Genomic DNA, 14650 nt, shown 5'->3' on the forward strand with positions numbered 1-14650 from the left:
CCTACCTTTTGTACCCCCCTCATCAAGATAAGGCTGCGTGATACTGGTTCTATGCCCGAAGGTGATTCTGTATTTCAACTAGCTCGGCGGCTTAGCTTTATGCAAGGCCGCACCATAACGCATACGAGTCTTCGGGTACCGGCGTATGCCACCATGCGTTTCGACGGACGCACCATAACAAAAGTGTGGCCCTACGGAAAGCACCTTTTCATGCATATCGGTTCAGAAATTTTGCATACGCATCTCAAAATGGAGGGCACATGGGCGGTTCATAGGGCGGGGGATCGGTGGCGAAAACCCGGCCATACTGCCCGCGTTGTGCTTCACCTTGATGACGCTCCGCATGACCCCATTGAAGTTGTGGGTCACGAACTTGGGTTTGTGCGCGTGTTTCCGGACCATGAGTATCCGCAGCGAATCGCCCACCTTGGTCCGGACGTTCTCGCTGAATCGTGGCCTACCCGTGGGGAAGCAGAAGCACGAAAACGTCTCCTTGGACAACCCGAACGTGCCATCGGCTTGGCGCTGCTTGATCAAAAAGTACTAGCAGGTGTGGGAAATGAATACCGCGCCGAAATCTGTTTTATCTGCGGAATCCACCCCGCGACCCGTATCAAAGACGTGGATGTTGATCGTGTGCTTTCGGTTACCCGACGCCTCATGTGGGCCAACCGGTTTTCTCCGATACGCGTTACCACTGGTATTCGTCGCCCAGGCGAAACTAGCTATGTATTTGGGCGCAATCATAAGCCGTGCAGACGCTGCGGCACCCTCATACGCAAAAGCACGCTTGTCGACGACCCCACCACCGAACTCGAAAGAATCATCTGGTGGTGCCCACTATGTCAAAGCGAATAGCACAACCTGTGCTGCAATGATCTTGGCGATCATGGCCAGTGGATATACCGAGGTGTAGCCCAATGCCGGCAGATCATTTTTCGTCATCGCAGAAACATAAGACAGTACAGCTGGATGCGTTTGAATACCCGCAAGCATGCCCGCTGTTTGGCCGTACGGGATCTTCATCACCTTATAGCCCACAACCAGAACAAAGATAGCCAATGTCAAGGTGATGATGGCACCAACGGCAATGATGGTCAACGATGCGGGATCTGATAGCGATGCGCGGAAACTAGCTCCTGCGGTGGTACCAATAGCGGCGAGAAACAAGGTGATGCCTAGTTGCCGCAGTGCCAAGTTTGCTCCGTAAGGAACCTGCCATACAAAACGACCTGAGCGTCCCACTGCGCCTAGAACGAGAGCTACTACTAATGGGCCGCCGGCGCTTCCTAAAGACAACGCAGCACCGCCAGGAAGTGGTACCTCAATCATGCCAACGAGCAATCCAAGCGCGAGCCCGGCAGCGAGGGGGAAAAGATTGAAATCAGAAAGGCGACGATAGGAATCGCCGAACAGTGCCGTCACGGATTTCATACGATCATGAGCTGCCACCACCCGAACACGGTCGCCAAGCTGCAAAACTGTTTCCGGAGTAGCTACATGGTCATGGTCGCCACGACGGACCCGAGTAATCAAAATTCCTGACAATCGAGGCCGAAGTTTAGCCAGAGGTATGCCCACTAAATCCTGATTGGAAACAAAAATGCGCCGATAATCTAAGTCGTGACCATGGAAAGGATCGCCTGGGAGCAAATCACCTAGCACATGCGCGGCCTTGTCGAGTTCCTCGGCCGTGCCCACCACAGACAACACATCTCCCATATGGATACGAGACGACGCAGTAGGGAGAGTCTGCTGACCATCACGCTCAATACGCGAGACAATAATCTCTAGGCCCAGCGTGTGGTGGATATCAATCACAAGATCAGAGCCCGTAACCACATGATTGACCTTGATTTGACGGGTGAACAAATCCTCAACAGCAACACCTGCGTCGTGAGCTTCTTGCACGTGATCGATACGGAACCACTTTGCACACAACCCAATTGCCGCGATAACTCCCAATACGCCGATGGGGTAGGCCAGCGAATATGCAACTAAGGGCAACGATTCCACCTCGTGTACCTTGTTCGCATCCCCAAAGATGCTGGGTAACGAATCCACCACGGCAGCCATGGCCGGTGTATTTGTTACCGCGCCGGTAAACAACCCAGCAGCGGTGACCCCGTTGAGATGTATCAGCGAAAACAAAGCGATAGAAATGCCTGTTATCAGCGCCAACGCGGTAATAGCGAGCGCGTTTTGTTTGACTCCTTGCGACTTAAACAGGGCGAAAAACGCATGGCCTGATTCCAAACCGATGGAGTACACAAAAATAGACAATCCCAAGATGTACACCAAGTGTGGGATGTGAATATCAGGCTCTACAGCCGCAAATCCAACGCCTGCAAAAAGCACTGCTGCCACTCCGAGACTAAAACCTCGGATTTTAACCTGACCGATTGCTAATCCAACCGCCATGATGACAAAAAGCGCCAACAGCGGGTTTGCCACGAAGATATCCACAATGTCGATCGTGCCAGAAAATGAAAACATATTGGTAATAAATGCCAATGTGGCCAAAACGGGGGTAGCACCCCCGTGAGGAAACGCTTGCAATGGTGCATTAGGGTGAGAACCATGAAAACAATTCTCAACCTGATTTGGTTGATTACCGGCGGAATTTGGCTTGCTCTTGGATACATAGTGGCTGGCGTGGTCGCCTGTGCACTGATTATTACGATCCCTATAGGAGTAGCAAGCTTCAGAATGGCCAACTATGCGCTATGGCCTTTTGGTCGCACCGTCATTGAAGAAGTAGGCGGCGGATCGCCTCTCAATGCCGTTAGCAACGTGGTGTGGTTTATCATCGCAGGTTTCTGGCTCGCACTTGGTCACCTCACAACCGCATTCGCACAAGCAATCACCATTATTGGTATTCCACTCGCGATTGCCAACCTGAAGATGATCCCTGTGACATGCTTCCCCTTTGGAAAACGCATCGTTGATTCCGACGCTATCCCAGTTGGCTACCGCCCTATGAGCTCTATGTAGCCCAAGAATCCACACAGGGCCCTCACACCAGCATTATTGATGTGCTGGTGTGAGGGCCCGTTATTTTAGGGAGCTAATGCAGTCTTAACCGCGGTGGGAGCGGTACCAAGAGATCAACGCATCGGTGGAGCTATCGCCGGAGTCAACAGCAACCTCGCCGGCAACAGCTGGGGCTAGATCATTAGCCTGCTGCTTGCCAAGCTCAACACCCCACTGATCGAAGGAGTTGATGTCCCAGATCACGCCTTCGACAAACACGATGTGCTCGTAGAGCGCGATCAGTGCGCCGAGAGCGAAAGGTGTAAGTTCCTCAGCCATGATGGTGGTGGTAGGACGGTTACCAGGCATGACCTTGTGAGCTACAAGCTCTGGGGAAACGCCTTCTGCAGCGATTTCTTCGGCAGTCTTACCAAAAGCCAAAACCTTGGTTTGTGCGAAGAAGTTGCTCATGAGCAGATCATGCATGGAGCCTTCACCGCTGGCAGTAGGCAGGTCTTCCTTCGGGCGCGCAAAACCAATGAAGTCGGCTGGAATCAGCTTGGTGCCTTGGTGAATCAGCTGGAAGAACGCGTGCTGACCATTAGTGCCTGGCTCGCCCCAGTAGATCTCACCGGTGTTGGTGGTCACAGCGCTACCGTCGTGGCGAACAGACTTGCCGTTGGACTCCATGGTCAGCTGCTGCAGATAAGCAGGGAAGCGACCCAAATCTTGGGAATAGGGGAGAACCGCGTGTGTTTCTGCACCGAAGAAATCGTTGTAGAACACGTTGAGCATACCCATGAGTACAGGGATGTTGGACTCAAAATCGGCGGTGCGGAAGTGCTCATCCATGGCACGGAAGCCATCAAGGAATCGCATAAAGTCCATCGGTCCGATAACAGACATCAGTGACAAGCCGATTGCGGAATCTACGGAGTAACGACCACCCACCCAGTTCCAGAAACCGAACATGTTCTTGGTGTCGATACCAAACTCGGCAACCTTGTCTGCATTCGTCGAGACCGCAACAAAGTGCTTAGCCACTGCAGATTCATCCCCACCGGCAGCTGCAACCAACCAGCGCTTCGCTGCGTGGGCATTAGCCAGAGTCTCTTGGGTGGTAAAGGTCTTGGAGGCGACGACGAAAAGTGTGGACTCTGGATCGAGCTCGTCGAGAACCGCATGCATATCAGCTGGGTCGACGTTGGAAACAAACTTCGCGTTGATACCGGCGGTTGCATAAGTACGCAACGCCTTTGTTGCCATCGCAGGGCCAAGGTCAGATCCGCCGATACCAATGTTCACAATGGTCTTGATGGTGTGGTTGGAGTAACCGCGCCAAGAGCCATTACGTAAAGACGTAGCAAAGTCGCGCATACGGCCGAGTACCTCGTGCACATCTGCAGCCACGTCTTGGCCATCAACGCTAAGCTCGGCATCGACTGCAAGGCGAAGTGCGGTGTGAAGCACAGCGCGGTCTTCGGTGTTGTTAATGTGCTCACCATCAAACATGGCCTTGATTTTTTCGCGCATACCAGAGGCCTTAGCCAGCTCAGTAAACGCAGCCACGGTGTCGGCATCGATCAAGTTCTTGGACAAGTCGACATGAAGACCTGCTGCCTCGAAGCTCAACTCCTGTGCGCGGTTGGGGTTGCTAGCAAACAAATCACGAAGAGTGGTTGCCTTCATGGCGGTGCAGCGCTCAGAGAGCGTAGCCCATGGCTCAGTGGTCGTAACATCGAAGGACATTGCATTGCTCCATTTCTGTTGGTTTATGCGAGTTTGTGCCCAGATAGTGTGGCAATCGCTCAATTCCCACGGTATCGAAAATACGCCTGTCCTGTCGGATTCCCAACAATACTTTTGATCGGACTTTTGTCACAGTAATCCCAGATGCAGCCCGTGACCTGATAGTGGCGCAACCACCGTAGCGCGGTGCATAGTGGGACCTATGACACACACAACACAAACACTCGATGATCGCATCCACGAACTACTGCAACGAATCCCCACGGAGCTTTTTATTGCAGGGCAATTCCAACCTGCCCACAACGGCGCAACACTGAGCGTGACCAATCCCTCTGACGGCTCAGAACTTGCCACAGTGGCGTCGGCAAGCGAAAAAGAAGCACACGCAGCCCTCGACGCCGCTGAAAAAGCCCAACCCACATGGGCTGCGACACCCGCACGCGAACGCTCAGAAATCCTTCGTCGGGCCTACGACCTAGTCATCGAGCACAAAGACGACCTTGCCCTGATTCAGTCCCTAGAACTAGGACGCGCCCTGCCAGACTCCGAAGCAGAGGTAACCTACGCCGCTGAATTTTTCCGGTGGTTCGCAGAAGAGGCAGTAAGGATTCGCGGCGACTACCGCCACAATCCCACCGGAAATGCCCGCATTATTACCCACCAGCAGCCGGTAGGCCCCTGCCTTGCCATCACCCCATGGAACTTTCCGCTTGCAATGGGCGCACGCAAACTCGCCCCAGCCCTAGCAGCAGGCTGCACCATGATCCTGAAACCAGCATCAAAAACCCCACTGACCATGCTGTACCTAGCACAACTGCTAGCGGAAGCAGGAGTTCCCCACGGTGTTGTCTCCGTGCTGCCGACCGCAAACGCTAGCGTGGTATCCGACCTATTGCACGATGCGCGCATCCGAAAACTTACCTTCACCGGCTCGACCGCAGTAGGACAAAAACTCGCCGCGATGGCCGCCGAACACAGCGCCGCCGTATCCCTTGAACTTGGAGGGAATGCCCCCTACATCGTCTTGGACGACGCCGACATCGACACCGCAGCGCAGGCGGTCGCTGTAGCCAAAATGCGAGGTGCCGGCCAAGTATGCATCGCAGCCAATCGCTTCCTAGTACATAGCAGCATCGCGGAGGAATTTACACAGCGTGTAGTAAACATCATGCGCGGGTTCACCCAAGGACCAGCCACCGCGCCGGGCGTAGATTTCGGTGCGCTTTCCGGCGACGATCAAGTCAGCATAGTCACCACGCTTGTCGACGATGCCCTCAGCCGTGGAGCTACCAAGCTTCTTGGTGATCTTCCCAAGGGGTTGCCAGAACACGGAAGCTACTATCCGGCAACCGTGCTTGTTGATGTCCCCGAAGACGCTGACATTCACCGCGAAGAAATCTTTGGTCCAGTTGTCGTTATCTCTACTTTTGATGATGACGACGAAGCAGTCGCACGTGCCAATGACACAAAGTTTGGTCTTGCCGCCTATGTGTTTGGCAGCGATCTACAACGAGTTCTCAACGTAGCAGAACGTGTCGATGCCGGAATGATCGCTGTGAACAAAGGCGCGCTGTCTGATCCCGCAGCACCATTCGGTGGTGTCAAAGAATCAGGTCTTGGTAGGGAAGGTGGCTTCGAAGGAATAGGAGAGTTCCTCGAAACCAAGCTTATTTCGTTACCGCTTTAACGAGCCTCACCGAGACGGCCTCGGCCCATGCGGAGCAAGATACCTGCTAGGGCGGGGCCTTCCTCACCGATTTCCTCACGGAACTGGTTAATGATGGCCACCTCACGGGTGTGCACGAGACGGGTGCCGCCGGAACCCATGCGCGTTTTGCCAATAGCTCGAGAGATTTCAGTACGGCGTTTCACCGCAGCAAGAATTTCTTTGTCTAGTCGGTCGATTTCTTCGCGGTATTGCTGGATCTCCGCATCGGAGAGGGGATCAGAGGTTCCTGTGGGGAAGCGAACAACAAAATCTCTATCGGCTGTGCTCATGGTTGACCATTGTGCCACCTCGGCATCGTCGCTGCTGAGCCCACAGGTGGGGCGCGGGGGTAAGGAATGTTGAGGGTTCGTTGTAGGTTGGATAGTTGATGAACAACAACGAACCCTTCTCTCAGTCTCCCTTTGGAACCAACGCAGCAGCGGCGCCGTCGACGAGCATGGCATCGCAAGCGAATCCGTTTCTCCGCCAAGCTCAGCCCGTATCGCAGTACACCGGTGCCGACCTCACCGAAGGTCTGAATCCGCAGCAAAAAGCAGCAGTGGAGCATTATGGATCCCCGCTGCTGATCGTTGCAGGCGCTGGATCTGGTAAGACATCTGTGCTGACACGGCGAATTGCCTACTTGATGCGTGTTCGAGGTGTACAACCGCAGAACATCTTGGCAATTACGTTTACCAATAAAGCAGCAGCAGAGATGCGTGAGCGTGTCAGCTCTTTGGTGGGGCCTGTAGCCCAGCGCATGTGGGTATCGACATTCCACTCCACGTGCGTGCGTATTTTGCGGGAACAGGCACAGCTTGTTCCTGGGCTTAACACTAATTTCACGATCTATGACTCGGATGATTCCAAGCGATTGTTGTCCATGATCTCCAAGGATTTCAGCTTGGATATTAAGAAGTTCACACCACGGTTGCTGGCAACTGGAATTTCTAATCTTAAAAATGAGCTGATCGATGCCGACCAAGCATGCGCTGATGCGGAAAGCACGAAGAATCCCTATGAGACTACGATCGCAAGCGTTTTCGCTGAATATCAAAAGAGACTACGAGCGTCGAACGCCGTCGATTTTGATGACCTCATCGGGGAGACAGTACGGATTTTCCGTGAGCACCCGCCGGTTACGGAATACTATCGGCGTAGGTTCCGGCACGTGCTTATCGACGAGTATCAGGACACTAACCACGCGCAGTATGCATTAATTCATGAGCTTGTTGGAAGTGGACCTGATGCTAGCGAGTTGTGCGTCGTTGGTGACTCGGACCAGTCAATTTATGCGTTTCGTGGTGCCACAATTCGAAATATTGAGGAATTCGAACGCGATTACCCTAATGCTGAGACGATTCTGCTTGAGCAAAATTACCGTTCCACCCAAACGATTCTTAATGCTGCCAATTCGGTGATCGCTCAAAATGAGAATCGTCGAGAAAAGAAATTATGGACAGCTCTAGGCAGCGGTGATCCCATTGTCGGATATGTCGCCGACAACGAGCACGATGAAGCCCGTTTTATTGCCAATGAGGTCGACGCGTTGGCTGATAAAGGGGTGGCATATTCCGATATTGCTGTCATGTATCGTACGAACAACTCTTCTCGTGCTGTAGAAGACGTCTTTATGCGAACCGGCATACCGTACAAAGTCGTAGGCGGTACCCGCTTTTATGAGCGTAAAGAGATTCGCGACATCATTGCTTATCTTCGTCTTATTGATAACCCCGATGATGCGGTGTCTTTGCGTCGAATCATTAATACTCCACGCCGAGGCATTGGCGATAAAGCCGTAGCATTTCTGTCACTCCACGCAGATAACCACAACGTAGGCTTCCACAAAGCATTGCTAGATGCCACCGAAGATAAAGTTTCCATGCTTGGCGCACGTGGCCGAAATGCTGTCACTGGATTCGTTGACATGATGAAGGGGATTCGCGAAGAGGCCGCAAACAAAGTCAATGAAGTGACCGGGATGCCTGATATCGGAGATATGGTGTCCTACATTTTGGACGTCACCGGATACAAAGCCGAATTAGAAAAAAGCAATGATCCTCAAGATGGTGCAAGGCTCGATAACCTCAACGAACTGGTATCAGTTGCCCGAGAATTCTCCTCAGAAGCTGCCAACCAAGTAGCCTATGAGCGCATGGGGGCGGAGAACCAAGCCCCAGAGATCCCAGAGTTAAGCGAAGGCGAAGCAGCGCCAGGTAGCCTTATGGCCTTCCTAGAGCGCGTGTCGTTGGTTGCTGATGCCGATCAGATTCCAGATAACGAACAAGGCGTCGTCACATTAATGACACTGCACACCGCAAAGGGCCTTGAGTTCCCCGTCGTGTTCCTCACCGGCTGGGAAGACGGTCAGTTCCCGCATCTGCGTGCTCTAGGAGAGCCTAAGGAGCTAGCAGAAGAGCGTCGACTAGCCTATGTCGGTATTACGCGTGCACGCCGAACCCTCTACTTGTCCCGCGCGATGCTTCGATCCTCGTGGGGAAATCCAGTGACCAACCCTCCGTCACGGTTCTTATCAGAAATACCTGATGAACTAATGGATTGGCGTAGAGAAGAACCAGAACACTCCTATGACAACAGCTGGGGTATGGGCTACGGTTCATCTCATTCGCGTTCTTATGGATCCCAGAACTCTCGTTCTTATAGTTCTCCGCGAACTCCCAAGTTACCTAAGCATTCCAACAAGCCGGCAATAGCACTCAACGTTGGTGATCGTGTAAACCATGAAAAGTATGGGCTTGGCACAGTAACCAAGGTAGACAAGATGGCTCCCGCAGATTCTGTCACCATTGACTTTGGGTCGTCAGGAACAGTGCGGCTAATGCTGATCGGTTCAGTGCCTATGGAAAAGCTCTAGGACGTCTTAGGGGGACGTGTGTGGGGCGCTTACGAGATAGTCTCGTAAGCGCCCCACACAAAGTATTTAGATTATTTAGATAAAGATGCCGTGCTCAGCAAGCCAAGACTGTGGATCTACGGCATCGCCACCGCCTGGATGAACCTCAAAGTGGAGGTGAACGCCAGTAGAGAAACCACGAGTGCCCATTCCTGCGATCTGCTGGCCAGCAGTGACCGTTTCACCGACAGCAACGTTGAGCGTCTCCATATGCCCATACACGGTAATGGTGCCGTCCTCGTGGCGGACACGAATCCATTGGCCGTAGCCGGATGCTGGGCCCGAATCGATTACTAGACCGTCCATCACGGAATAAATCGGGGTGTTCATTGCATTAGCGATGTCCACACCAGAGTGCAGTGTGCCCCAACGCATACCGAATGGTGAAGTCAGAGTGCCTTTTGCAGGGGTATGAACGCTGATTTTAGGAGTACGAGCCTCGAGATCTTTTTCAGCAACCACTTGGCTGTAATGGATTGCTTTGGAAAGCTGCTGGTTCAGGTCAGAAGCCGCAGGTTTAAACTCTGCGATGGAAAGAACCTGCGGGGAATCGTTATTGGTCTGCGTGGTGGAATCCGACGCAAGGTTGATTTTTACAGTGGAATTGTCGTGCGTAGCGTGAGCAAGGGAAGCGCCGGTAGCGCCTGCGCTCGAAACTGCGCCTGTAGCCAAAGCGACGACGGCAACGCGGCCTTTAACTGGTGATGCTTGCTTGCGATGCTTACCACCGGTTGTGCGCTGCGTCTGCTGCATGAGGCTCAACTTTCTGTAAAAACTTTGTGTAACGATTCTAAGTTGGTGTCTCGTATCCGGCTTGTTACAACCCATTCGATTTTGTAACCAACTCGTTATGTTCCGAGGGGTAACGATAGCGCGTCGTTACAGTGAGGGCAACCTGTTTTGAGGATTTGAAGAAAAATATGGCGAGTTACATAAAAATTCGAGCCAAGAGATGACTTATGTGGCGCATGTGAATGACCTAGCGTCGGGGGCAAAAGTATAAAACGCGCGGGCGCTTAGCCACTCACTGAGTGTAATCGTGGCACAGTTTAAAGGATGAACAAGAAGTCCAGTCCGCAATCGAGTCCTGCCCGTCGTCCACGTACGCGTCCCTCCGGTAGTGGAGTACGTCAATCGCCGAAAGACTCTTCTTATTCTGTGCAAGGTCCGGGCAGAAAACTGCGTCGTTTTGGGCGAAAAAGTACTGATGAGGCGGTAAAATCCGTTGATCCGACATTTAAATCTCGGGTGCGGGCATACTTTCCTATTGTGTTACTGCCCTGTGTGGTGGCAGTAATTGTTATCATCATTGCTTCCCTTGTTTCGCTATTGGCTACGAATACAACAATGGCGGGGTTGCCGGCCACCATCGCAGAAGGCTGGTTGGTGCTTAATCTGGGGCCGGCTACGGGGCGAGGTATGTCCATCGGAGCGTTACCCTTGATGCCTGCAATATTTTTTATGTGGGTTGTGTCACAGAGAGTTTTTCGTGCGGTAAAACAACGGGTAAGTCTTGCAGATTTAGCGGTTGTTACGCTCGGTGTTGTAGGTTTCCCTTTACTGCTTACTGCTACCGCGTGCGCAATGCTGTACGACGCCTCCTCGGTGTTTGACGTTGCCTCGCCTAATGTCGCCATGGCCTTGGCTACTACTTTTCTTGTTCATGGCACAGCATTGGTGATCGGAATGCGCACGAGGCTATGGAAGGCGCTTGCGCGACGCTATGGGGTAAGCGAAGACGTTGTTGACGCCGCCCGTTTAGCTGCTCGTTTGGTACGAAACCTATTGTTGCTCGCATTGGTTGTCTTTGTCGTACTACTGGGATTCCATGCCGCTGACGTGGCGAAATCCTTGGAAGGTTACACCCCAGCTGGAATGCTGGCGGTAATAATCGTTTGTCTGCTCTACCTACCCAATGCTGTCATCGCCGTGTTAGCGGTTCTTTTGGGCGCTTCATTTGAGATAGGCGAAGGTTTTGTTTCGCTCATGGGAGTAGGACTGGTACCTACGCCAGCGGTACCACTTTTTGCTGCAATTCCTGGGGAAATGTCGCCATACGCCCTTGGGGCTCTAGTGATCCCGTTTGCAGGGGTCGTCGTCACGCTTCGGGGGACAGTAAAACGGCCTGCGCATATTCTTCTGACTGCGGCGTGGGCTGCAGTAATCCTAGCGGTGCTGGGTGCTTTAAGCAGTGGTCAGCTGGGTGTTTATGGTTATGTGGGAGTGTTGCTCTGGCTTTCGGTGGCGTTGATGATGGCGTGGACGCTTATCTGTGGCTTCGCTATTTTTGCCGTGGAGCTATTCCTTAAAAACCGAGCAGAAGCTTCTGTGGCGATAGCGCAGGAGAGTGAAGAAAACGCGCCGGAAGAAGCGGAAGAATTAGAAGAAGCGGAAACTGGCGAGCCTGAAGAAGGACAAGGTGTGGTGGAAGCTGAAGAGCGTGAAACCTACGAGTTGGTAGATGACGGCTTAGATAATGCAGAAATGCTCGAAGCTCTTGAGATCAACCCAACTACTCATGACAACGACGAAACAGTCGAAAATGAAGGGGGAGAAGACACAGCCGAAAGCGATCAGGAGTCTGATTCGAAGCCGAAAGATGACACGGAATAGGGGATAACAGGCTTAAACCATTACGATGGTGGCTGTGACGAGTTTATCCAGTACGGAGCAAGCAACGCCGATTGTGGTACTTGCGTCAGGTTCCGGAACCCTCTTGCAGGCCATCATCGACAATCAGGAACGATATCGCGTGGTCGCCGTCGTGGCAGACGTCGAGTGTTTTGCACTCGAACGAGCCAAACAAGCAGGGATTCCAACGCACATTGTGCCCTTAGAAAAAGGCGCAGATCGTCATGAATGGAACCTCGCCCTCGCACGCAACGTAGAACGCTATGAGCCAACAATCGTAGTCTCCGCCGGATTTATGAAGATCCTCGGCGAAGGATTCCTGCGAACGTTCGAAGGTCGTACCATCAATACGCACCCTGCGTTGCTCCCTGCATTCCCAGGAGCACATGCCGTGCGAGATGCATTGAACTATGGCGTCAGAGTCACCGGTTCCACTGTTCACTTTGTAGACAGTGGCGTTGACACTGGCGCCATTATTGCGCAACGGCCCGTTTCCATCGAACGGGGAGAAGACGAGTCACATCTTCATGAAAGAATCAAACAAGTTGAGCGCCAGCTCATCGTGTCCGTGTTGAACTCCGCCGTGACGGAGAAAGAATCAGGAGAGGTTTCCTTCACTCATGAGCGATGACCGCAAGCAGATCAAGCGCGCATTAATTAGTGTGTACGACAAGACCGGACTGGAAGATCTGGCCCGTGCCCTCAATGATGCGGGTGTGGAGATCGTTTCCACCGGCTCGACCGCCGCTAAAATCGCTGATCTCGGAGTCCCTGTAACTCCCGTAGAGCAACTCACCGGCTTCCCAGAATGTCTTGAAGGCCGTGTGAAGACCCTACACCCCATGGTTCACGCAGGAATCCTTGCTGACACGCGTAAGGAGGACCACCTCAAGCAACTAGACGAGCTCAACGTAGCGCCGTTCCAGCTCGTGGTCGTCAACCTGTACCCATTTACCCAGACCGTTGCCTCGGGTGCCGATTTCGACGCTTGCGTCGAGCAGATCGACATCGGAGGACCATCGATGGTCCGTGCTGCGGCTAAGAACCACCCATCGGTAGCGGTCGTTGTATCTCCATCTCGTTACTCTGAGATCATCGCAGCAGTTGGCAACGGTGGCTTCACCCGTGCTGAGCGCACGGCTTTGGCTGTCGACGCTTTCCGCCACACTGCTTCTTACGACGTCGCCGTAGCAACGTGGATGGGCGAGCAAATCGCGGATGCCGATAAACCATTCGCCGAGTGGATCGGAGCAAGCTATGAGCGCGCCAACATTTTGCGTTACGGCGAAAATCCGCACCAAGCGGCAGCCCTCTACACTGACCCAGCAGCTCCTGCTGGCCTTGCTCAAGCAACGCAGCTACACGGCAAGGAAATGAGCTACAACAACTACACGGACTCCGACGCAGCTTGGCGTGCTGCATGGGATCACGAGCGCCCATGCGTGGCCATCATCAAACACGCAAACCCCTGCGGTATCGCAGTTTCCGACGTCTCCATTGCTGAAGCTCACCGCACTGCACACGCGTGTGACCCAGTCTCCGCATTTGGCGGCGTGATCGCTTCCAACCGCGAAGTCAGCGTAGATATGGCGAAGCAAGTCTCCGAAATCTTTACTGAGGTCATCATCGCACCTGCTTACGAAGACGGTGCTGTAGAGATCCTTTCGCAAAAGAAGAACATCCGAATCCTTGTAGCTCCGCAGCCACAGCGCGACGAACTCGAACAACGTCAGATTTCCGGTGGCGTCCTTGTTCAGCGACGCGACCTCGTCGATGCCGAAGGTGATACCCCAGCTAACTGGACACTTGCTGCCGGTGAAGGCGCATCTGAGGAATTGCTGGCAGAGCTGGAGTTCGCATGGCGTGCTGTGCGTGCCGTGAAGTCTAACGCTATTTTGCTCGCGCAAGGCGGGGCAACGGTAGGCGTGGGCATGGGGCAGGTTAACCGTGTCGACGCAGCCAAGCTTGCTGTCGAGCGCGCTAACTCTCTTGCCGGCGACGAACAGCGTGCCAAGGGATCGGTTGCAGCATCTGATGCATTCTTCCCATTCGCTGACGGTTTTGAGGTGCTAGCGCAAGCTGGCGTTCGTGCTGTGGTTCAGCCTGGTGGATCTATCCGTGATGCTGAAGTGATCGAGGCCGCTAACAAGGCTGGTGTGACCATGTACCTTACGGGTGCACGCCACTTCGCTCACTAATTTCTTATCAACACGCCACGATGTACGACTGCACCGTGGCGTGTTTTCTTGTGCTTTTATGGGCTGCTTTCTGGGCAACGATGGGGGTAACCTTTATTAATCTCACAGATTTGCGTAGCAGAACTGCTAAAATTCAGCGCGTTCAATTATTCAATTAGCGATGCCTCTTGGTCACCGGTAGGGCTATAAAGTGCCCACAAAACGCAGGTGATCGCGTACTTCCGCTTCCGTTTCTCAGAGGTCGTAATCAAGCTACTTTTTCTATTGCCCCTCTTGTCAATTTTGGAGATTGTTGCCACCGTGACCTCTCAGCAGCCATCAAATTCTTACGATCCACATCCAGAAACATCCTCATTTCGAGCTGTCGACCCCGCTCCGCAACCCCCGCTGCAGGCGCCTAAAAGTCCTGTGGCAATAGTGCTCATAGCGGTTTTAGCAACGTTGTGTGTTGTCGCTGCACTCGTGTTAGTAGGACTC

The 14650-nt window shown here is 53.2% G+C and carries 11 protein-coding genes; 7 read left to right on the forward strand and 4 right to left on the reverse strand.

Features of this window, described 5'->3' with window-relative positions:
- Positions 1 to 51: 51 nt before the first annotated feature.
- Entirely contained in the window at positions 52 to 858 is an 807-nt protein-coding gene (locus tag AT687_RS03575) for a DNA-formamidopyrimidine glycosylase family protein (protein WP_014301600.1), read from the forward strand.
- On the opposite strand, the gene AT687_RS03580 is transcribed toward AT687_RS03575, so the two are convergent.
- Entirely contained in the window at positions 841 to 2466 is a 1626-nt protein-coding gene (locus AT687_RS03580; protein WP_174510713.1) for an aspartate:alanine exchanger family transporter, read from the reverse strand. The two genes, AT687_RS03575 and AT687_RS03580, sit on opposite strands and share 18 nt — an antisense overlap.
- A gap of 114 nt (positions 2467 to 2580) precedes the next feature.
- On the opposite strand from AT687_RS03580, the gene AT687_RS03585 reads away from it, so the two are divergent.
- A complete protein-coding gene (locus AT687_RS03585; protein ID WP_014306665.1) occupies positions 2581 to 2994 on the forward strand; it encodes a YccF domain-containing protein in 414 nt (137 codons plus the stop codon).
- A gap of 84 nt (positions 2995 to 3078) precedes the next feature.
- On the opposite strand, the gene pgi is transcribed toward AT687_RS03585, so the two are convergent.
- Entirely contained in the window at positions 3079 to 4722 is a 1644-nt protein-coding gene (pgi, locus tag AT687_RS03590) for a glucose-6-phosphate isomerase (protein WP_014318832.1), read from the reverse strand.
- Positions 4723 to 4924: 202 nt separating this feature from the next.
- Here pgi and AT687_RS03595 point away from each other — a divergent pair, with 202 nt between their 5' ends.
- On the forward strand, positions 4925 to 6409 hold the full coding sequence (locus tag AT687_RS03595; protein WP_014318833.1) for an NAD-dependent succinate-semialdehyde dehydrogenase: 1485 nt from the start codon (positions 4925 to 4927) through the stop codon (positions 6407 to 6409).
- Here the strand turns inward: AT687_RS03595 and AT687_RS03600 are convergent.
- On the reverse strand, positions 6406 to 6720 hold the full coding sequence (locus AT687_RS03600; RefSeq protein WP_003850709.1) for a chorismate mutase: 315 nt from the start codon (positions 6718 to 6720) through the stop codon (positions 6406 to 6408). The genes AT687_RS03595 and AT687_RS03600 overlap by 4 nt on opposite strands.
- A gap of 167 nt (positions 6721 to 6887) precedes the next feature.
- Here AT687_RS03600 and pcrA point away from each other — a divergent pair, with 167 nt between their 5' ends.
- Complete coding sequence (gene pcrA / locus AT687_RS03605; RefSeq protein WP_407080820.1) at positions 6888 to 9305, forward strand: DNA helicase PcrA; 2418 nt, start codon at positions 6888 to 6890, stop codon at positions 9303 to 9305.
- A gap of 75 nt (positions 9306 to 9380) precedes the next feature.
- Here the strand turns inward: pcrA and AT687_RS03610 are convergent, their stop codons facing one another.
- Positions 9381 to 10097, reverse strand: coding sequence for a M23 family metallopeptidase (locus AT687_RS03610; RefSeq protein ID WP_021334931.1), 717 nt, complete (start codon positions 10095 to 10097; stop codon positions 9381 to 9383).
- Positions 10098 to 10400: 303 nt separating this feature from the next.
- Here AT687_RS03610 and AT687_RS03615 point away from each other — a divergent pair, with 303 nt between their 5' ends.
- From AT687_RS03615 to purH, 3 genes are read left to right on the forward strand one after another with little or no spacing between them, the layout of a single operon-like run.
- The gene (locus AT687_RS03615) at positions 10401 to 11957 is read left to right on the forward strand and encodes a cell division protein PerM (protein WP_014318836.1); all 1557 of its coding nucleotides are present in this window, start codon (positions 10401 to 10403) and stop codon (positions 11955 to 11957) included.
- Positions 11958 to 11982: 25 nt separating this feature from the next.
- Positions 11983 to 12606: a phosphoribosylglycinamide formyltransferase gene (gene purN, locus AT687_RS03620; protein WP_014318837.1), complete on the forward strand. Its 624-nt coding sequence runs from the start codon at positions 11983 to 11985 to the stop codon at positions 12604 to 12606.
- Positions 12596 to 14173, forward strand: a complete 1578-nt coding sequence (gene purH, locus AT687_RS03625; protein ID WP_014318838.1) for a bifunctional phosphoribosylaminoimidazolecarboxamide formyltransferase/IMP cyclohydrolase — start codon at positions 12596 to 12598, stop codon at positions 14171 to 14173. The genes purN and purH overlap by 11 nt, the downstream gene beginning before the upstream one ends.
- Positions 14174 to 14650 lie beyond the last annotated feature (477 nt).

The organism is Corynebacterium diphtheriae (genome assembly GCF_001457455.1).
GTDB lineage: Bacteria > Actinomycetota > Actinomycetes > Mycobacteriales > Mycobacteriaceae > Corynebacterium > Corynebacterium diphtheriae.

Bases quoted from the DNA above. Each gene is read 5' to 3' on its own strand.
- pcrA (WP_407080820.1), top strand. From the start codon at position 6,888: ATGGCATCGCAAGCGAATCCGTTTCTCCGCCAAGCTCAGCCCGTATCG.
- AT687_RS03575 (WP_014301600.1), top strand. From the start codon at position 52: ATGCCCGAAGGTGATTCTGTATTTCAACTAGCTCGGCGGCTTAGCTTT.
- AT687_RS03585 (WP_014306665.1), top strand. From the start codon at position 2,581: ATGAAAACAATTCTCAACCTGATTTGGTTGATTACCGGCGGAATTTGG.
- AT687_RS03615 (WP_014318836.1), top strand. From the start codon at position 10,401: ATGAACAAGAAGTCCAGTCCGCAATCGAGTCCTGCCCGTCGTCCACGT.
- pgi (WP_014318832.1), bottom strand. From the start codon at position 4,722: ATGTCCTTCGATGTTACGACCACTGAGCCATGGGCTACGCTCTCTGAG.
- AT687_RS03600 (WP_003850709.1), bottom strand. From the start codon at position 6,720: ATGAGCACAGCCGATAGAGATTTTGTTGTTCGCTTCCCCACAGGAACC.
- purN (WP_014318837.1), top strand. From the start codon at position 11,983: ATGGTGGCTGTGACGAGTTTATCCAGTACGGAGCAAGCAACGCCGATT.
- AT687_RS03595 (WP_014318833.1), top strand. From the start codon at position 4,925: ATGACACACACAACACAAACACTCGATGATCGCATCCACGAACTACTG.
- AT687_RS03610 (WP_021334931.1), bottom strand. From the start codon at position 10,097: ATGCAGCAGACGCAGCGCACAACCGGTGGTAAGCATCGCAAGCAAGCA.
- purH (WP_014318838.1), top strand. From the start codon at position 12,596: ATGAGCGATGACCGCAAGCAGATCAAGCGCGCATTAATTAGTGTGTAC.